Genomic DNA, 18750 nt, shown 5'->3' with positions numbered 1-18750 from the left:
ATGTGGCGGCCGCGCCGCATGATTTGCGCATCGCATCAACGCGGCGCAAAAAGCGCCGGCGGGAAAACTTTCTCTCAACGCAGCTCCGCACGGAACATGCGCAACGCGAACCGTTGCGCAAGCGGCGGAGCCGTGCCAGCGCAGGAGCCAGGGGCCGATGAACAACGACAACAAGCGCAGCGGATCGACTCTCGACCGGCGCCATCTGCTTCGGGCAGGGCTTGCCGCCGCCTTCGCGGCGCCGCTCGGTGCGCTGGGTGCACAGGCTTTTGCGCCGCGCGCCATCGCGCCCGGCGTCGATTTCTCGGAGTTTCCGCTATGCCGCACGGCTTCTGATGTGCCCGCTCTCGCCGGCGCGCCGCGCAAGCTGAAACTATCGTGGAACGCGGGAGCAGTGTGCCTCGCGCCGGTGCCCGTTGCCATCGAGCACGGCTTTTTCCAGAAGCACAATCTCGACGTTGAGCTCGTCAATTATTCCGGCTCGACCGACCAGTTGCTCGAGGCGATCGCGACGGGCAAGAGCGATGCCGGCCTCGGCATGGCGCTGCGCTGGCTGAAGCCGCTGGAGCAGGGTTTTGACGTCAAGATCGCTGCCGGCACCCATGGCGGCTGCATGCGCGTGCTGTCGCGCGCCGACTCCGGGGTCAGCAAGCTTGCCGATCTCAAGGGCAAGATCGTCGCAGTCGGCGATCTCGCCGGTCCTGACAAGAACTTCTTCTCGATCCAGCTCGCCAAGCTCGGCATCGATCCGGTCAAGGACGTCGACTGGCGCGCCTATCCCGGCAATCTGCTCAACGTCGCCGTGGAGAAGGGCGAGGTGCAGGCGTTCCTGTCCTCCGACCCGCTCGCCTATCTCTGGCTCAAGGACACCCAGTACAAGGAAGTCGCGTCCAATCTCGATGGCGAATACCGCGAGAAGAGCTGCTGCATCCTTGGCCTGCGCGGCAGCCTGGTGCGCGAGGAGCCGCAGGTCGCGCGTGCCATCACGCAGGCGTTGCTCGATGCCGCGATGTTCAGCTCGCAGAATGCGGCACTCGCGGCAAAATCGTTCCAGCCTTATGCGCCAAAGGCGGCGACGCTCGCCGACATCGAGGGCATGGTGCGCTACCACACCCATCACCATCATCCCGTCGGCGACGTGCTCAAGCGCGAGCTCAAGGCCTATGCCGACGATCTCAAGAGCGTGCAGGTGTTCAAGCCGAGCACCGACACCGCCAAATTCGCGGAGCGCATCTATGTCGACGTATTCGCTGTCTGACGGTCTTGCCTCCGGCGCGCCGCGCACCTCGCGCGCGCCGCTGCTGGCGACCTGGATCCGGGAGTCCGGCGTCGGCGTTCTCGCCAGCATCACCTGGAGCGCGTTCGGCCTGTCCTGCCTGTGGTGGGAAGATGTCGGCGACTGGTCACGTACGCACTCGCTCGGCATCGCCGCCTTCGTCATCGCGGCCGTGGCGCTGTTCGGAACCGTCGGCGCTGATTATCTCGGCTCCGCCGGAAAGGCTTTGCGCAAGCGGGCGCCATGGCTCGTCGCCCTCGGTGCTTTCCTGACGCTGTGGGAAGTCGCGACCGCAAAGCTCGCGTGGCTGCCGCTGCCGTTCTTTCCGCCGCCGCAGGCGATCATCGAGGTCTACACCGACGATCTGCCGAAGCTGCTCGACAGCGTGTTCGCGTCGGTCAAGCTCCAGCTCGGCGGTTATCTGATCGGCGCCACGGTCGGCTTCTTGACTGGCGTGTCGATCGGCTGGTCGCGCGCGGTCGGCTATTGGGTGCATCCGGTGCTGCGCTTCATCGGTCCGCTGCCGGCGACCGCCTGGCTGCCGATTGCCTTCTTCACGTTCCCGTCGAGCTGGAGCGCTTCGACCTTCCTGATCGCGCTGGCGACGGGCTTTCCGGTGACCGTGCTGACCTGGTCGGGCGTCGCGAGCGTCAGCAACGCCTATTACGACGTCGCGCGCACGCTGGGCGCCAAGCCATCCTTCCTGGTGCTGAAGGTCGCGATCCCCGCGGCGCTGCCGCACGTCTTCGTCGGCCTGTTCATGGGACTAGGCTCGTCATTCGCCGTGCTCGTCGTCGCCGAAATGATCGGCGTCAAGGCGGGGCTCGGTTGGTACCTGCAATGGGCACAGGGCTGGGCTGCCTACGCCAACATGTATGCGGCGCTGATCGTGATGTCCTTGCTCTGCTCCGGCGCAATCACGCTGCTGTTTTCGATCCGCGATCGCCTCTTGGTCTGGCAGAAGGGGACCGTCAAATGGTAGCCACCGCTCTTGCCGAAGCCGTGACGCATCCGGCCGCCGGCGCTGCGCTCGACATCGAGCAGGTCAGCCACGCCTTCGACATCGACGGCATCGAGCTGCCGGTGCTGAGCGACGTCAGCATCTCGGTCGAGCCCGGCGAGTTCGTCGCGCTGCTCGGTCCGTCCGGCTGCGGCAAGTCGACCTTGCTGCGGCTCGTTGCCGGCCTCGACAAGCCCAAGGCAGGAAGGCTGCGGGAGGACGAGGAGCGCATCAAACATCCGCATCCTTCGCGCGTGGTCGTGTTCCAGGATCCGACCCTTTTTCCCTGGCGGTCGGTCTGGGACAACGTCGCCCTGGGCCTCGAGGCCCAGGGCATTCTCAAGAGCCAGCGGCAGCGCGTGGACGACGCGCTCGATCTCGTCGGGCTCTCGTCGTTCCGCAATGCCTATCCGCACCAGCTCTCCGGCGGCATGGCGCAGCGCGTCGCGCTGGCGCGGGCGCTGGTCAACGATCCCAAGATCCTGATCCTCGACGAGCCGTTGGGTAAACTCGACTCGCTGACTCGCATCACCATGCAGGCCGAGCTGGTCTCGCTCTGGCAGCGCAAGGCGTTTACCACGCTGCTGGTGACGCATGATGCCGAGGAGGCGCTGGTGCTCGCCAACCGGGTGATCGTCTTCAGCGAGCGGCCGGCGCACGTGAAGGCCGACATCCGCGTCGATCGTCCGTATCCGCGCCATCGTGGAGATCCGTATCTGGCTGACCTGCGTCGTCAGATCCTTGGCCTGTTGGGGCTCGACGCCACATGGTAACCTCCATAGCCAAGGGTCGTACGGCCCACAGCGAATCCGACTACATCGCCCGTGCCGAGACGCTTGTGGCCGGCTTTGCGGCGCGTGCGGCCGAGCACGACCGCACCGGCAGCTTTCCGTTCGAGAATTTCCGTGAACTGTTCGAGGCGGGCCTGTTGTCGCTGACGGTGCCGTCGGCCCATGGCGGCGGCGGAGCGGGCGCGCGGTACGCCGCGCGCGTCATCGGCATCTTCGGCAAGGCGGATCCGTCGACCGCGCTGGTGCTGTCGATGCACTACATCAATCATCTCGTCATGGCGCGCAGCCAGACCTGGCCGGCGCGGCTGTCGCGCAAGCTCGCGCGCGAGAGCGTCGAAGGTCTTGCGCTCGTCAACGCGCTGCGCGTCGAGCCCGAGCTCGGCTCGCCGGCGCGCGGCGGCCTGCCGGCGACGATCGCGCGCCGCACCGAAACCGGCTGGCGCCTCTCCGGCCACAAGATCTATTCGACCGGCTCGCCGATCCTGAAATGGTACCTGGTCTGGGCGCGGACCGACGAGGCCGAGCCGCGCGTCGGCCAGTTCCTGGTGCCGGCAGGCCTGCCGGGCACCCGCATCGTCGAGACCTGGGACCATCATGGCCTGCGCGCCAGCGGCAGCCACGATGTCATCTTCGAAGACGTCGTGATCCCGCTGGATGCCGAAGTCGACCTGCGCAAGCCGGCGGACTGGCGTGCGCCCGACGCCACACAGGCGACCATCCACACCGTTTTCGTCGCCGCGATCTATGACGGCGTTGCCCGCGCGGCGCGCGACTGGCTGATCTCCTTTCTGAAACAGCGCGTGCCCGCCAGCCTCGGCGCGCCGCTCGCGACCTTGGCCCGCGCGCAGGAGATCCTCGGCGCCATCGAGGCGCGGCTCGCGGTCAATGCGCGGCTGATCGAGACGTTCGCCCGCGACTTCGATGATGGGGTCCAACTGTCGCCCGGCGAATCCAACGCGATCAAGCTGACCGTGACCAACAATGCCGTCGCCGTGGTCGAGGACGCGCTGTCACTGACCGGCAATCACGGCCTGTCCCGTAGCCATCCGCTGGAGCGGCACTATCGCGACGTGCTGTGCGGGCGCGTCCACACGCCGCAGGACGATTCCACCCGCATCGGCCTCGGCCGCACCGCACTGGGCCTTTAGGAAAAGCAACAGGGAGACGATCATGTCGATCGAGTTCATCGGCTTCATCAGCAACAACAATTCGTCCGAGACCATCGTCCGCGAAGGTCCGGTCCTCAATCCCACCCACATCGAGACGGTGGCGAAGGCGCATGAGAATGCCGGCTTCGATCGTGCGCTGCTGGCGTTCCATTCGACATCGCCGGATGCGCTCCAGGTCGCGCAGCACGTGCTCAACCATACCGACCGCCTCAACGTGCTGATCGCCCAGCGGCCCGGCTTCACCGCGCCGACATTGCTGGCACGGCAGTTCGCGGTGCTTGACCAGTTGTCCCGCGGCCGCGTTGCGCTCCACGTCATCACCGGCGGCAATGCCACCGAGCTCCGGCAGGACGGCAATACGATCGACGACAAGGACGAACGCTATGCCCGTACCTCCGAGTTTCTCGATGTGCTCAAGCTGGAATGGACCAGCGACAAGCCGTTCACCTACAAGGGCAAGTATTACCAGGTCGAGAACGCCTTCTCGCAGGTGAAGCCGTATCGTCCCGAAGGCATTCGCGTCTATTTCGGCGGCGCCTCCGACGTGGCGATCGACGTCGCCGGCAAGCACGCCGACACCTTTGCACTGTGGGGCGAGTCCTATGCGCAGGTGCGCGATGTCAGTTCGCGCGTCCATAACGCGGCGGTGAGGCACGAGCGGCCGACGCCGCGCTTCAGCCTGTCGGTGCGGCCGATCATCGCCCCGACCGAAAAGCAGGCTTGGGAAAAGGCGGAGGAAATTCTGGCGCGCGCCACCGCGCTGCAGGACAAGACCGGTTATCGCAGGCCGGCCGACGGCCACGCCACATCAGGCGCGCGGCGTCTGCTCGCGCTCGCCGACCAGGGCAGCCGGATCGACAAGCGGCTCTGGACCGAGATCGCAAAGCTCACCGGTGCCAACAGCAACACCACCGCGCTGGTCGGAACGCCCGCGCAGGTGGCGGAGGTCTTCGGCGATTACTACGACCTCGGCATCAGCCATTTCCTGATCCGTGGCTTCGATCCGCTGATCGATGCGATCGAATACGGCCGCGAGCTGATCCCGCTGACGCGCGAGCTGATCGCCAAGCGACAGGCCGTTCGCGGCGAGGCGGCAGAATGATCCGCCTCATGCTGGCCGGCGCGCTGCTGCTCGGTTGGTTCGAACTGGCGGCAGCGCAAACCACTCTGCGCGTCGGCGATCAGAAGGGCAATTCGCAGGCCGTGATGGAAGCGGCCGGCGTGCTCAAGGACGTCCCCTACAAGATCGAGTGGAAGGAGTTTCCAGCGGCAGCCCCACTGCTGGAGGCGCTGAGCGCGGGAGCGATCGAGACCGGGCTCGTGGGTGATGCGCCCTTCACCTTCGCCGCCGCGTCGGGCGCCCCGGTGAAGGCGATCGCCGCGATCCGCCAGACGCGCGAGGGTCTCGCCATCCTCGTGCCGGAGAACTCGCCGATCAAGACCTTTGCCGACCTCCGTGGCAAGAAGATCGCCACCGGCCGCGGGTCGATCGGCCATCAGTTGATCCTCGCCGCGCTCGAGAAGAACGGCTGGAGTGCGAGCGACGTGCAGATCGCCTTCCTGGCGCCGTCCGACGCCAAGATCGCCTACATGCAAGGCTCAGTCGATGCGTGGTCGACCTGGGAGCCCTATGTCAGCCAGGAGGAGGTACTGTTCAAATCGCGCCGCATCATCTCCTCCGAAGGCCTGACACCGGGTCTCAGCTTCCAGGTGGCGCGGCCCGAGGCCATCCGCGACAAACGCGCCGAGCTGACCGATTTCGTCCGGCGCCTCACCGCGGCGCGGGCGTGGTCGCTGAACAATATCGACAGCTACGCCGCGACGTGGGGCAGGCTGATGAACATCCCGACCGCCGTGCCGCAGAACTGGCTGTCGCGCGCAAAGATTCGCATCGCGCCGATCGATGATGGCGTGGTCGCGGACGAGCAGAGCACGATCGAGCTCTATTTCCGCTGGGGCCTGATCAAGCAGAAGCTGGATGCAACCGAGATCGTCGACCGCTCGTTTGCGGACGCGATTGCGAAGGCGGGGTTGTAGTACACTCTCTCGTGTCCCGGACGCGCTGCAGCGTGAAGCGCTCCTGCGCCGCGTCCGGGGCACGAGGCCTCACGAACCGCTCAAGCATCTGTGAGACGAGAATGGCGTTTCCATAACACTCGCATTTCTCGACGTTTTCATTCTTCACTCCTCACTGCTGACAACACCCTCGTTGCTATTTGCATCGCACCTCTTGCGGCACGGTGCACTCCCGCAAAGATCAATTCGACGACCACATCGGGAGACCGGCCATGGGCCTGCAAGAAACAAGAATCGAATCGCTTCCCTTCGTCACTGCCGAACTCAACTATCTCGCGCCGACATCAGCCAAGCCGCGCACCTATGCCTTCGATCCGCCGCCGGGCGAGCCGAAGAGCACGTCGCTGCCGGAGCCGCATCAGGTCCCGATCTTCGACGCGCGGCTGATCGCGCAGAACTTCTCGCTTGATCGCGAGGGCTTTGCGCTGGTGCGCCATCCGACCCAGGTGAAGGATTTCTACGACGACGAGGAGGTGAGGACGGTGTACTATCCGGCCGTCGAAGCCTTCCTGCGTGCGACCCTGAAGGCCGATCGCGTCTTCATCTTCGACCACACCGTGCGCAAGCGCGTCGAGGGCGCCCCGGACATCCGGGGCGGCGGGCCGCGTCAGCCGGCGACGCGCGTTCATGTCGATCAAACCGCGGTCTCCGGCGCCAATCGCGTGCGCGAGCATCTGCCTGACGAGGCCGAGGAGCTGCTGAAGGGACGCGTGCAGGTGATCAATCTCTGGCGGCCGATCCGGGGCCCCTTGCGCGATTCACCGCTTGCCATGGCCGACGGCACCACGGTGGCGGCCGACGATCTCGTCGCCTCCGACCTGATCTATCCCAACCGCCGCGGCGAGATCTATTCGGTGAAGTACAATCCGAACCACCGCTGGTTCTATTTTCCCGAGATGACGCCGGACGAGGCGCTGCTGCTGAAGTGCTACGATTCCGCAACGGATGGTCGCACCCGCTTCGGGCCGCATACCGCATTCGTCGATCCGACCACGCCGGCCGATGCGGCGCCGCGCGAAAGCATCGAGGTCCGAACGCTGGTATTCCACAAGCAGTAACAAAGTGTGATGGCCCTGCCGGGCATTCCCGGCAGGGTTCCCGGAACCTGAGGGAACAAGCGACGTTTGCAGCGCCGGGCAGGCCAACCCGGGAGCGGTGCCGTGCACGCGCAGACGACTCTATTGCTTGGTCTCGTGACTTTATCTCTTGCTTTGATGTCCGTTGCAAAAGCCGAAAGCGGCCTTGCCTCCTATTACGGATACGCAAAAGCCGGCAAAGGCGGCGAGCTGACCTGCGCCCACCGCACGCGCCCGTTCGGCAGTGTGCTCAGGGTCTCCTACAGCGGGCGCACGATCCAATGCCGCGTCAACGATCGCGGCCCCTTCATCCGCGGCCGCATCGTCGATCTCTCGGTGCCCGCCGCCCGCGCGCTCGGCATGATGAGCGCAGGCGTGGTGCGCGTCTCGGTGGATTAGACCTCGAGGCACGCTATAGTGCCGCCCAAAGTAAGGGGGCGCCATGGCCAGAATCAGGGTGGGACTCGTCGGCTGCGGCTTCGTGTCGGAGCTGCACATGTATGCGTTCCGGCGTGTCTATGGCGTGGACGTCGAGGTCGCGGCCGTGGCTGCGCGCGGCGACAAGGTTGTCGCATTCGCTCAGCATCACAATATCCCGCGCGTTTACCGGAGTTTCGCCGATCTGATCGCGGACCGCGAGTTCGACGTCATCGACATCTGCACGCCACCCAACCTCCATGCCGGGATGATCGTCGCCAGCATGCAGGCCGGCAAGCACGTCATCTGCGAAAAACCGTTCGCCGGCTATTTCGGCCGCGAGGGCGACACGCAGCCGATCGGCAAGCACGTGCCGAAGGCGCTGATGTATGAGCGCGTGATCGAAGAGATGAACCGGACGCGTGCTGCGATCGAGCGCACGGACAAGCTCTTCATGTATGCCGAGGACTGGATATACGCGCCTGCGGTGACCAAGATCGCCGAGATCCTCAAGGCGACCAAGGACAAGATCCTGTTCATGAAAGGCGAGGAGAGCCATTCCGGCTCGCACGCGGCACATGCCGCGCAATGGGCGATGACCGGCGGCGGCTCGCTGATCCGCATGGGCTGCCATCCGCTTTCGGCCGTGCTGTATCTGAAGCAGGTGGAAGCCAAGGCGCGCGGCGAGACCATCCGCGTCGCCAGCGTCACTTGCGACGTCGGCAACGTCACCGCCGAGCTGAAGCCCGAGGAACGCTCTTACATCAAGGCCAATCCCGTCGATGTCGAGGACTGGGGCACGCTCACCGCCACCTTCTCCGACGGCACCAAGGCCACCGTGTTCTCAGGCGACATGATCATGGGCGGCGTGCGCAACCTGATCGAGACCTACACAAGCGGGGGCTCGCTGTTCGCCAACATCACCCCGAACACGCATCTGATGAGCTATCAGACGTCCGAGGAAAAGCTCGCCAGCGTCTACATCACGGAGAAAGTCGACCGCAAGACCGGCTGGCAATATGTCTGCCTCGAGGAGGAATGGACGCGCGGATACTTGCAGGAGATCCAGGACTTCATGGAATGCGTCGCGACCGGACGACAGCCGCTGTCGAACCTGGCGCTCGCGTACGAGACGATCAAGGTGAACTACGCGGGGTACTGGGCGGCGGAGGAGGGGCGAAGGGTGGTGTTTTAGTGATGAAGCCGCTGAGCTGGCCGCGCGCATGGCTGAGCAGTGAGCGCGCAAACAAAAAAGCCTAAAGCATGATCCGGAAAAGTGCGAAGCGGTTTTCCGGAAAGATCATGCGTAAACAAGAAGCTAAAGCGCGATGACGATTCATCCAAATCTCATCGCGCTTTAGGAAATCCACTTGAGGAAATCCACTTGGGAATCCCTTGGGCTATTTTTCGGCGAAGCTCGTATTTGAAAGCGTGCGAGGTCTCTATCTGGACGCCCGCCCTCGATTCTTCTTCTCAGGCTGGTCGATCCATTGTGATCGCGCTTTCAGTCCTCACACCAGCTTCGTCAATTGCCCTGATAATTGCAGGACACGCACATATGACCATCTTTATCGAAGTTCTCTCTAGCATTGTAGCCTGAGTCGCGCAGATTCTGCCTATAAAGTGTCGAGGCAGATCGTTGGTCAACACCACCGCCTGTTGGAACGCCAACAGCCATCATAGCTGATCCAGTATGGTGTCTGTTATGGAGTGATGAACGATGACGCTGATCACTACCAGCATTAGCTGATACAATACCAACAGCCAAAATAGCTGCAACAAGAAGTGCCGTCTTCATGATACACCTCTCAGATATAGGCAACGTAGTTGCTGCCAAAGCAAGGCGACTGCTTCTGTCACCCGGTTCATTGTGAACTAGCTCGCATCTTGGCATCGTTCGAAGGTCGAGAGCTTTGCTCGCCGAGAGAACTCCTCACCCGTCTCGCCGCCGTGCGGCGATACACCCTCTCCCACAAGGCTGGTGCACCGTCAGCGCGGTATGTGGTGCTTACGTCATTGCGGCACAGATTGATTAGCCGCGCGCTACCGCCGTGACCTTTCTTCGAAATGGCGCCAAGTGTTCCAGGCGATGGTGGCAATGCGATCACCGAGCTTGATGCCGTCGCGCTCCAGGCCGCCTGCCAAGCTCCGACAGTCATTAAGTCAAAAATGGTCCGGCACGAAACTCAAGCAATCGACGCAGTATGGAATTCGGCGCATTCAATGTTGCTTCCTGGGGGACGATCTTTCTTAATTGCTGTTGCGGCGAGGGGAGGCCTCCTGTTTCGTGGCGCGCTTCAACTCTGTGCGCCGTGCCGGACTTCGTGCTGTGTGTCCGCCGTGCCAACGCTACTCTGATCAGCAGCATCGCAATCCGCTTCAAAGAGCTCAGGACGTTTGCTCGTGAGCAGAGGCTGTTTTCGCATTTCAGTAAGGCGGGCGCGGCAATATTCGCGATAGAGCAGCTCGAACATGGCGGGCATGGTCACCCCCATCGTTGACTATCACTATTATGCGTATTCCCAATAAGGGTCGCCGCTGGATGCGTGCCCGTCCGACTGCGCCAGCCTTGCGACATGCGAAAAAAGGAGCAGGGTCAATTACCTAAAGGCTATTATAGCAGGCTTGTGTTTCAGTAAAACTTCGTCCGACAACTTCAGGGCGTGGCGGCGCGATCGAATATCCAACCACAGCGCGAAAATAACTACCACTGGATGCAAGCGCCATCGGCTGCAACGTCTCCAGCGCGGCGGGGGGGTCGTTGCAGCAGCGATTGGTTGGCCGCGTGCACGGCTGCGGATCCTTCTCCTCTTGTGGGGAGAAGGTGGCAAGGCGGCCTTCCGCCGTTCTTAAGAATGCCGAAGCGAAGCTTCGGCTACGGCGCCGGATGAGGGGGCCACTTTCTCCGAATTTCACATGTGAGAGGTTCACTCGCGGAGACAGATCCCTCACCCGGCGCGCCGCTCGCGCGTCGGGCCCCCTCTCCCACAGCAAGACCACAACAAGGGGAGAGGTGCACCGTCAGCGCGGCGGCTACGCCCCGTAGGTCGAGCCTTTCGGAAGCGGGAACACCGGGTCCTGCGTTCTGATGTTGGTCGGCCACACCACCGAGATGTGCTCCCCGGCGTTCTGCATCACCACCGGTGTCGAGCGTTCGTTCTGGCCGGAGAGCGGGGTGCCCGGCGGGAAGAATTTCACGCCATAGCCCTGGATCGTGCCGCCGGCGGGAATGTCGACGTCGAGCGCCGCCTTGCGAATGGCTTCGGGGTCGAAGCTGCCATACTTCTCCTTGGCGACCGGCAGCACGTTGTTGAGCAGCACCCAGGTCTGGTTGAAGCCCATCGAGCAGTGCGGCGGCACGTCGGTGGCGCCGGTCTTGGCCTTGTAGCGCGTCACCATCGCGTTGATCAGATCGCCCATGCCGGGCGCGAGCTTGGCAGGATCGAGCAGCTGCGCCGGCACCGGATCGATGTTGCAGAAATTGTCGATGTCGGCGCCGAAGGTGGCGCGCAGCTTGTCGAGCTGGCTGTAGCCGGCGCCGGCCCCGAACAGCATCTTGAAGCGCAATCCGCTCTCGCGCGCCTGACGCAGGAACAAGGTGATGTCAGGGTTGTAGCCGGCATGCGAGATCACGTCGGCCTTGGCACGCTTGATCTTGGTGACGAGCACCGACAGGTCCGGCGCCGAGGCCGAATAGCCCTCGCGCAGCACGACCTGGATGCCGGCCTGCTTGGCATAGGCCTCATCGGCAGAGGCAACGCCGACGCCATAGGGGCCGTCCTCGTGGATCAACGCGACCTTGACCTCCTTCGGGTCCATGCCGAGCTTGGCTTTCGCATGTTCGGTGATGAAGCTTGCAAACGCCTGCCCGTACTGATCCGAATGGATCTGCGCGCGAAACACGTATTGCAGGTTCTTGTCCTTGAACACGGCGGTCGAGACCGCAGTCGTGATCCAGAGGATCTTCTTCTGCTGCTCGACCTTGGCCGCGAGTGGCACCGCATGCGAGCTCGCATAGACGCCGTTGAGAATGTCGATCTTCTCCTGGTTGATCAGACGTTCGGCCTCGTTGATCGCAACGTCGGGCTTGCTCTGGGAATCCGCGGCGACCGGAACAACCTTGGTCTTGCCGCCGATACCGCCCTTCTCGTTGACGAGATCGATCGCGATCTGCGCGCCGATTGACGAGGCGACCGAGCCGCCGGCGGCGAACGGGCCAGTGAGGTCGTAGATCAGGCCGATGCGCAAGGTCTCGGCTTGCGCCTGGGCCCTGGTCCAATCGAGGCTGAGTGCGGCGGCGGCAGCCGCCGATGTCTTCAGCAGCTGCCTGCGTGAAGTCGGCATCCTATCCTCCCTCAAAACCGTCTTATGATTGGTTGTTGTTTTTTGCGAAGTATGGGGAGCGCGACGATTGAAAGTCAACAGCGCCCAAGGTCGATAAGCGCCGGCGGCGGCACAACGCACCTGCGAAAGACAGCGAAAAGCCCACCGCTCCCGTCGGAGCGATGGGCCTGATGCGGGCGTGAGCCAATTACTGCGACAGCTTCACGAAGTTCGGAAACTTCATCTTGCCTTCGGCGATCTTGTCGGGCCAGACCACGACCTGCTTGCCGTCCTGCCACTGGAAGACCAGGCCCGTCACGAAGCCGGGGCCGGATTTGATGCCGTGGGTGAACTCGTCGTTCTTGCCGTAGAACTGGATCTTGCCGATCGTGCCTTCGTAATCGGTTTTCTCGAGCTCGGCGACCATCTTGTCGGCGTCGGTCGACCCGGCCCGCTTGATCGCGTCGGTGATGATGTAGACCTCGTCATAGGCGGTGTAGCCGGTATAGGCCGGTGGGGTGCCGAACTTGGCCTTGAAAGCCGCCGCGAACGGCTTCGTCTTGGAGGTCACGGCGACCTCGGGTGTCGCGACCGCCAGCGACGGCACGCCGTCGGCCGCGCCATTGGTGTCCTTCCAGAAGGTCGGGCTCAGGGCCTGCGCGCTGATGCCGAACATCGGGATCGGCACCTGCTGGTTCTTCCACTGCACCGTCGGTTGCACGCCGACATGGGAAATCCCGGTGACGATCACGTCCGGCTTCTTGCTCTCGATGTTGTTGAAGATCGGCGTGAAGTCGGTGGTGTCAGGGGAGAAGCGGACGTGCTCGACCACGTTGAGACCGGCCTTCGGCAGGCAGGCCTCGTAGCCGACGTCGAGCGGCTTGGTCCAGGCCGCGTCCTCGCTCATGATCGCGACGGTCTTGAACTTGAGCTTGTCGACCAAGAGATCCTTGGCCGCGTCGCAGACGAGCTGGGCTTGCGCCGCCGAGGTCAGATAGCCGTGGAAGGTGTACTTGTTCTTCTCGTAGTCGTTGTGGATCGCCTTTGTGATCTCGTTCGACGCGGCACCCGGTGTGATCAGCGGCATCTTCAGCCGCGCCGCCCAGGGCTCGAGCGCCAGCACGACCTCGCTGATGTAGCTTGCGATCACTGCTGACACCTTGTCCTCGCTCACCGCGCGCTGGAAGGCGCGCACCGAGTCCGCCGACGAGCTCTTGTTGTCGTAGGTGACGATCTCGACCTTGCGGCCGAGCACGCCACCCTTGGCGTTGATCTCGTCGGCGGCGATCTGTGCGCCGCCGGGAGTCGCCGCACCCGCGATCGCCTGCACCTCGGCGATGACGCCGATCTTGATCGGATCGTTCGACTGCGCGTAGGCGGGAGCAGCGAGGCACAACGCCAGCGCCGAGGCGAGCAGGCTGCGGTTCAAGATCGTCGATGGTCGCATGGTCGTTTCCCTTTCTATGCTTCTTGTCGATGCTCGTGGACTTACAGAAAATCGGCGCCGGCTTCGCTGGCGAAACGGCCGGGATCGCCCTCCCAGACGATCCGCGCATGTTCGAGCACATAGACACGGTCGGCATGCGGAAGAGCGAACGTCACGTTCTGCTCGCCGAGCAGCACGGTGATAGAGGTGGTCTGACGCAGCTTTTCGAGTGCCCTGGACAATTGTTCGAGGATGACGGGGGCAAGGCCGAGCGTCGGTTCGTCCAGGATCAGGATCTGCGGCTGCATCATCAGCGCGCGGCCGATCGCCAGCATCTGCTGCTCGCCGCCCGACAGGGTCTGCGCGAGCTGGCCTTGACGCTCTTTCAGGATCGGGAACAGCTCGAACAGCCATGCGAGCTGCGCGGCGCGCTTGTCGTCGGACAGATGCTGGCCGCCGAGGTCGAGATTCTCCCGCACCGTCATCTCGCCGAACAGCTCGCGCGATTCCGGGCATTGCACGAGACCGCTGCGCGCGATTTTCGCCGGGCTCGTGCCGCGCAGCTTTTCGCCGCCGCGCAGGATCTCGCCGCTATAGGGCAAGAAGCCGGAGATGGTGTTGAACAGCGTCGTCTTGCCGGCACCGTTGAGACCGACGATCGACACGAACTCGCCCTCGTGGACGTGGATCGAGACGTTCTCCAGCGCCTGTGCCTTGCCATAGAAAACGCTGACATTCTCGACCTGGAGCAGCGGGACCTTGTCCTTGAAGCTGGTCTCCGGCCGCGCATGGGTCTCGATGGCGCCGCCGAGATAGACCCGCCGCACGGTTTCGTTGCGCATCACATCGTCGGCCTTGCCGGTGACGATCTCCTCACCGAGATACATCGCGAGCACACGATCGACGAGGGCGGCGACGCTCTTGACGTTGTGATCGACCAGCATCACCGCGCGGCCCTCGTCGCGAAAGCTGCGGATCAGGTCGGAGAAGACGTCGACCTCGGCGCGCGTCAGACCGGCGAATGGCTCATCGACCAGCACCACCTTGGGGTCGCGGGCGATCGCCTTGGCAAGCTCGAGTCGGCGCAGATCGGCGAAGGGCAGTGTCGGCGGGCGACGGTTCATGACTGCGCCGAGTCCGACGCGGTCCGCGATCCACTTGGCGTGCTCGACCAGCGCCTTGTCGGGAAACAGCATGAAGAGGCTGTCCGGCAGCAGCGCTACCATGATGTTCTCCAGCACGGTTTGCCGGTTCAGCGGCCGCGAATGCTGAAACACCATGCCGAAGCCTTTGCGCGCGATCTTGTGCGCGGGCAGACCGGCGACGTTCTCGCCCTCGAAGATCACTTCGCCCGCGGTCGGACGCTCGATGCCCATCACGCTCTTCATCGCGGTCGATTTGCCCGAGCCGTTCGGCCCGATCAGGCCGAAGATCTCGCCGGCGTTGACCTCGAAGCCGAGATTCTTCACGGCGGTCAGGCCGCCGAAGCGCTTGGTCAGGCCGCGGACCTCGAGCACGGCCCTGTTTGATAGTCTCATATCCATCACGAACGTGCCTCACGCGAGAGGGCCGCTCCGAGGAAGCCGCCGGGGAAGAAAAGCACGACGAGGAGGGCAACCGCCGAGACGATGAAAGTCGCAAGCTCGCCTGTCGGTCTTAGGAATTCGCCGGCGACGATCAGGAAGATCGCGCCCAGCGCCGCGCCAAGCACGGTGCGCCGCCCACCGAGCACGGCCGAGACGATCACGTTGACGCCGACAGCGACGTCGACGACGGTGCCGACCGAGGCCGTGCCGAAGTAGAACACGAGCAGCGCGCCTGACAGACCGGAGAAGAAGGCGCTGACGACGAAGGCGAAGAGCTTGTGCTTGACGATGTTGAAGCCGAGCGCGCCGGCCTGCACCGGGTCCTGGCCGCTGGCTTGCAGCACGAGTCCAACAGGCGATTGCGACAGGCCATAGAGGATTGCCGCCGAGATCGTCATGAAGCCGAGCGCGATCCAATAGTTGGCGCCGGCATTGATGCTGATGACATCGGGGATGGTGAGCCCGATCTCGCCGCCGGTGAGATCGGCGAACACCACGATGAAGTTCTGCAGCATCAGCACTGCGACCAGCGTGGTCAGGCCGAAATACGGTCCGCGCACTCTGAGCGCCGGGAGTGCCAGCACGAGGCCGGCGATGACGGAGGCGAGGGCCCCCAGCACGATGCAGAGATAGACCGACCAGCCGAACTGGTTGTTGAGAATGCCGGCGGTGTAGGCGCCGACGCCGATCAGGAAGGTCGGCCCGAAATTGACTTCGCCGGCGAAGCCGAACAGGAGGTCCCAGGCCATCGCGAACACACCGAAATAGAAGGCGACGGTGAGAAGTCCGAGCACATAGCCGGAGACGTAGAGCGGCAGCGTTGCACCGAGGATGACGAGCGCCAGCGAGACGAAGAACAGGCGCGAGGTGAAGAAAGTGGGCATCTCAGCGCCTCCCCAGCAGGCCCTGGGGCCGGATGTACATCACGATGACGAGCAGCAGCAGCGCCGGAATGGTGCGGTAGGCCGGCGAGACCAGATAGGCCGTGAAGGTTTCGAGATAGCCGACCACGAAGGCCGCGATCAGTGAGCCGGAGACGCTGCCGAGGCCGCCGAGCACGACGATCGAGAACGCGCTCGCCGTCAGCGGTCCGACGCTGTAGGAGCTGACGCCCAAGAACATCCCGAGCAGCACGCCGGCGATGCCGGCGAGGGTGCCGTAGATCGCCCACACCACGATGTAGATGTTGGTGAGCTCGAACCCGAGCAGGGTGACGCCGCGAGGGTTCATCGAGGCCGCCAGCACCGCCTTGCCGATCCGGGTACGGTTCACCAGGAGCCACAACAGCGCGATGACGAGGCAGCATACGATCGCGGTGAAGATCTCGTTCGTCGGCGTGCGGACGCCGAGAATCTCGACCACGCCCTCGACGATCGGCAGCACGGTTTTGGCGTTGTTGGTGAAGAAGTAGGCGATCAGCTCCTGGATCATGATGCCCCACAGCAGCGTGCCGGTGAGGACGAAGATCTCCTTTTCCTCGTTCGGGATGCGCCGGGAATCCTGGATCGGTTTCACCACCGCAAAGTAAGTAGCAAAGGCGGTCAGGAGCGCAACGCCCACCCCGATCAGCGCGCCGGCATAGGTGCCGACGCCGAGGATGCTCGCGGCAGCCCAGGCCGCCACCGCTGCCGCCACCATGATGGCGCCATGGGAGAGGTTGAGGACGCCGGAGACGCCGAAGATCAGCGTGAAGCCGGTGGCGCCGAGAGCGTAGAGAGCGCTGATGGCAAAGCCATCTATCAGAATCTGGAAAACTCGCATTGATGATTGGCCGCGTGGCAGTCAAACTGCCGCTTTGAGGGAAGGTGCTGCGAGGGTCGCAAATGGAAGCTCCCGGGAGGTGATCCCGGGAGCATGTCCCTGCCTAATTGCCGAGCTTGATGAAGCTCGGAAACTTGACGTCGGCTTTGGCGACCTCCTTGGGCCAGACCGCAACCTGCTTGCCGTCCTGCCACTGCAGCATCAGGCCGGTGATCAGGCCCTTGCCGTATTTGAGCGAGTGGGTGAACGGATCGTCCTTGCCGTAGAACTGGACCCGGCCGATCGTGCCTTCCCAGTCGGTCTTCTCCAGCGCGGTGACCAGCTTGTCGGCGTCGGTCGAGCCGGCGCGCTTCACTGCGTCTGCGATGTAGTAGACCTCGTCATAGGCGGTGTAGCCGGCATAGGACGGAAAGTTGCCGAACTTCTTCCTGAAGTTCTCCGCGAACGGCACCGACTTCGGTGTCACCGCCACGCCGGGACCGGAGACGCCCTGGTAGAGCACGCCTTCCGCGGCCTGGTTGGTGTCCTTGCCGAAGGTCTCGTTGGTCGCCTGCGAGGAGATGCCGAACATCGGGATCGGCACCTGCTGGTTCTTCCACTGCACCGTCGGCTGCACGCCCACGTGCGAGATGCCGGTGATGATCACGTCGGGCCTGGCGCCCTCGATCTTGTTGAAGATCGGCGTGAAGTCGGTGGTGTCAGGTGAGAAGCGAATGTGATCGAGCACCTTCAGCCCGATCTTGGGCAGGCATTCCTCGTAACCGACGTCGAGCGGCTTGGTCCACGCGGCATCTTCGCTCATGATGACAGCCGACTTCATGTGCATCTTGTCCACGAGCAGATCCTTGGCGGCGTCGCAGACCGACAGCGCCAGCGCCGCGGAGGTCAGGTAGCCGTGGAAGGTATATTTGTTCTTCTCGTAGTCGGCATGGACGCTCTTGCTGATCTCGTTGGACGCCGCGCCCGGTGTGACGAACGGCGTCTTCAGCCGTGAGGCCCAGGGCTCCAGCGCCAGGACCACCTCGCTGATATAGCTCGCGATGACCGCGTTGACCTTGTCCTCGTTCACCGCGCGCTGGAACGCGCGCACCGAGTCTGCCGAAGAGGAGTGGTTGTCGTAAGAGACGATCTCGATCTTGCGGCCGTCGACGCCGCCGCGTGCGTTGATCTCGTCCGCTGCAAGTTGCGCCGCCTGCGGGATCGATGCGCCCGCGATCGCCTGCGCTTCCGCGATCACGCCGATTCGGATCGGATCCGCTGCAAGCGCTGCGCCTGACACCGTGATCAGCGCACCGACCGCGGCCGCAGCGAGCGGTATTCGCGATGCAATAGAGAGTGGTTTTTTCATATGTTGTTCTCTCCCTTGAACAGGCCTCTTGTGAGCCATTGGGCCGCGACTATACCGGCCGAGACCTTCTCGGCAAGTGAAACTGCGTTCAGGATCGTGGGAGAGGACTAAAGTCTAGCGCTGCGCAATTGCGGGCAGGATACCTGCGGGACCCTCATCGCACGCAGGCATGCAGATTCCGTCGAGGGGCATGCGTGAGCATCAGGTGGTGCATTCCGAGGCGGACGCCATCGGAAGCAACGAAGCCGGAGGCGGCGGCGACCTCGGTCCGCTCGACGACAACGACATCGATGTCGTGGCGGCCCAGGAACTCAGCGGTGCAAGCGCCGATCACGCCGCCACAGATCACGATGCGCATGGCTTGTTCCTCGAAATGCGCAGGCGCCGAATGAACAGACATTGCCGTTGACATCGCAGCGCAGGCCATCCGGTCCGCACTTCACGCCTCATACTTCTCAATTGTCGCCGGACGCGTGGTCCACCATCCGGGAGCCGTGGCGC

The 18750-nt window shown here is 63.6% G+C and carries 18 protein-coding genes; 9 read left to right on the top strand and 9 right to left on the bottom strand.

Annotated features, from left to right (window positions below):
• Positions 1-157: 157 nt before the first annotated feature.
• The 9 genes from EAV90_RS16110 (at position 158) to EAV90_RS16070 (ending at position 9000) form a co-directional block, all read left to right on the top strand.
• Positions 158-1258, top strand: coding sequence for an ABC transporter substrate-binding protein (locus EAV90_RS16110; RefSeq protein WP_122402066.1), 1101 nt, complete (start codon positions 158-160; stop codon positions 1256-1258).
• Entirely contained in the window at positions 1236-2258 is a 1023-nt protein-coding gene (locus EAV90_RS16105) for an ABC transporter permease (RefSeq protein ID WP_122402067.1), read from the top strand. Before EAV90_RS16110 ends, EAV90_RS16105 begins: the two co-directional genes overlap by 23 nt.
• Positions 2252-3049 carry an ABC transporter ATP-binding protein gene (locus EAV90_RS16100; RefSeq protein WP_129143970.1) on the top strand — a complete coding sequence of 266 codons (798 nt, stop codon included), beginning with the start codon at positions 2252-2254 and terminating at the stop codon, positions 3047-3049. The genes EAV90_RS16105 and EAV90_RS16100 overlap by 7 nt, the downstream gene beginning before the upstream one ends.
• Positions 3043-4215, top strand: coding sequence for an acyl-CoA dehydrogenase family protein (locus tag EAV90_RS16095; RefSeq protein WP_129143969.1), 1173 nt, complete (start codon positions 3043-3045; stop codon positions 4213-4215). Before EAV90_RS16100 ends, EAV90_RS16095 begins: the two co-directional genes overlap by 7 nt.
• Positions 4216-4237: 22 nt before the next feature.
• The gene (locus EAV90_RS16090) at positions 4238-5338 is read left to right on the top strand and encodes an LLM class flavin-dependent oxidoreductase (RefSeq protein WP_129143968.1); all 1101 of its coding nucleotides are present in this window, start codon (positions 4238-4240) and stop codon (positions 5336-5338) included.
• Positions 5335-6273: an ABC transporter substrate-binding protein gene (locus EAV90_RS16085; RefSeq protein ID WP_122402071.1), complete on the top strand. Its 939-nt coding sequence runs from the start codon at positions 5335-5337 to the stop codon at positions 6271-6273. Before EAV90_RS16090 ends, EAV90_RS16085 begins: the two co-directional genes overlap by 4 nt.
• 251 nt (positions 6274-6524) lie before the next feature.
• A complete protein-coding gene (locus EAV90_RS16080) occupies positions 6525-7370 on the top strand; it encodes a CmcJ/NvfI family oxidoreductase (protein ID WP_129143967.1) in 846 nt (281 codons plus the stop codon).
• Between the two features lie 102 nt (positions 7371-7472).
• Positions 7473-7787 (top strand): septal ring lytic transglycosylase RlpA family protein, encoded by a 315-nt coding sequence (locus tag EAV90_RS16075; RefSeq protein WP_122402073.1) that lies wholly within the window; start codon positions 7473-7475, stop codon positions 7785-7787.
• 43 nt (positions 7788-7830) lie between these two features.
• Positions 7831-9000 (top strand): Gfo/Idh/MocA family protein, encoded by a 1170-nt coding sequence (locus EAV90_RS16070; RefSeq protein ID WP_129143966.1) that lies wholly within the window; start codon positions 7831-7833, stop codon positions 8998-9000.
• Between the two features lie 330 nt (positions 9001-9330).
• Here EAV90_RS16070 and EAV90_RS16065 read toward each other — a convergent pair whose 3' ends face one another.
• From EAV90_RS16065 to EAV90_RS40605, 9 genes are all read right to left on the bottom strand, one after another.
• Positions 9331-9603 carry a hypothetical protein gene (locus EAV90_RS16065; protein WP_129143965.1) on the bottom strand — a complete coding sequence of 91 codons (273 nt, stop codon included), beginning with the start codon at positions 9601-9603 and terminating at the stop codon, positions 9331-9333.
• Positions 9604-10102: 499 nt separating this feature from the next.
• Positions 10103-10288, bottom strand: coding sequence for a hypothetical protein (locus EAV90_RS16060; protein ID WP_245509539.1), 186 nt, complete (start codon positions 10286-10288; stop codon positions 10103-10105).
• 550 nt (positions 10289-10838) lie between these two features.
• Complete coding sequence (locus EAV90_RS16055; protein WP_129143963.1) at positions 10839-12149, bottom strand: ABC transporter substrate-binding protein; 1311 nt, start codon at positions 12147-12149, stop codon at positions 10839-10841.
• Positions 12150-12336: 187 nt separating this feature from the next.
• Positions 12337-13575 carry an ABC transporter substrate-binding protein gene (locus EAV90_RS16050; protein ID WP_129143962.1) on the bottom strand — a complete coding sequence of 413 codons (1239 nt, stop codon included), beginning with the start codon at positions 13573-13575 and terminating at the stop codon, positions 12337-12339.
• 41 nt (positions 13576-13616) lie between these two features.
• On the bottom strand, positions 13617-15098 hold the full coding sequence (locus EAV90_RS16045) for an ATP-binding cassette domain-containing protein (RefSeq protein ID WP_162500562.1): 1482 nt from the start codon (positions 15096-15098) through the stop codon (positions 13617-13619).
• Positions 15098-16024 carry a branched-chain amino acid ABC transporter permease gene (locus EAV90_RS16040; protein WP_122402079.1) on the bottom strand — a complete coding sequence of 309 codons (927 nt, stop codon included), beginning with the start codon at positions 16022-16024 and terminating at the stop codon, positions 15098-15100. The genes EAV90_RS16045 and EAV90_RS16040 overlap by 1 nt, the downstream gene beginning before the upstream one ends.
• A 1-nt stretch (position 16025) precedes the next feature.
• Complete coding sequence (locus EAV90_RS16035; protein WP_129143961.1) at positions 16026-16901, bottom strand: branched-chain amino acid ABC transporter permease; 876 nt, start codon at positions 16899-16901, stop codon at positions 16026-16028.
• Between the two features lie 103 nt (positions 16902-17004).
• Entirely contained in the window at positions 17005-18249 is a 1245-nt protein-coding gene (locus EAV90_RS16030; protein WP_129143960.1) for an ABC transporter substrate-binding protein, read from the bottom strand.
• 154 nt (positions 18250-18403) lie between these two features.
• Positions 18404-18607 carry a hypothetical protein gene (locus EAV90_RS40605; protein WP_245509538.1) on the bottom strand — a complete coding sequence of 68 codons (204 nt, stop codon included), beginning with the start codon at positions 18605-18607 and terminating at the stop codon, positions 18404-18406.
• Positions 18608-18750 lie beyond the last annotated feature (143 nt).

The sequence above is a fragment of the Bradyrhizobium vignae genome (genome assembly GCF_004114425.1).
Classification (GTDB): domain Bacteria; phylum Pseudomonadota; class Alphaproteobacteria; order Rhizobiales; family Xanthobacteraceae; genus Bradyrhizobium; species Bradyrhizobium vignae.
Note: the sequence above shows the minus strand (reverse complement) of the source record. Positions and strands in the feature narration are given on the sequence as shown.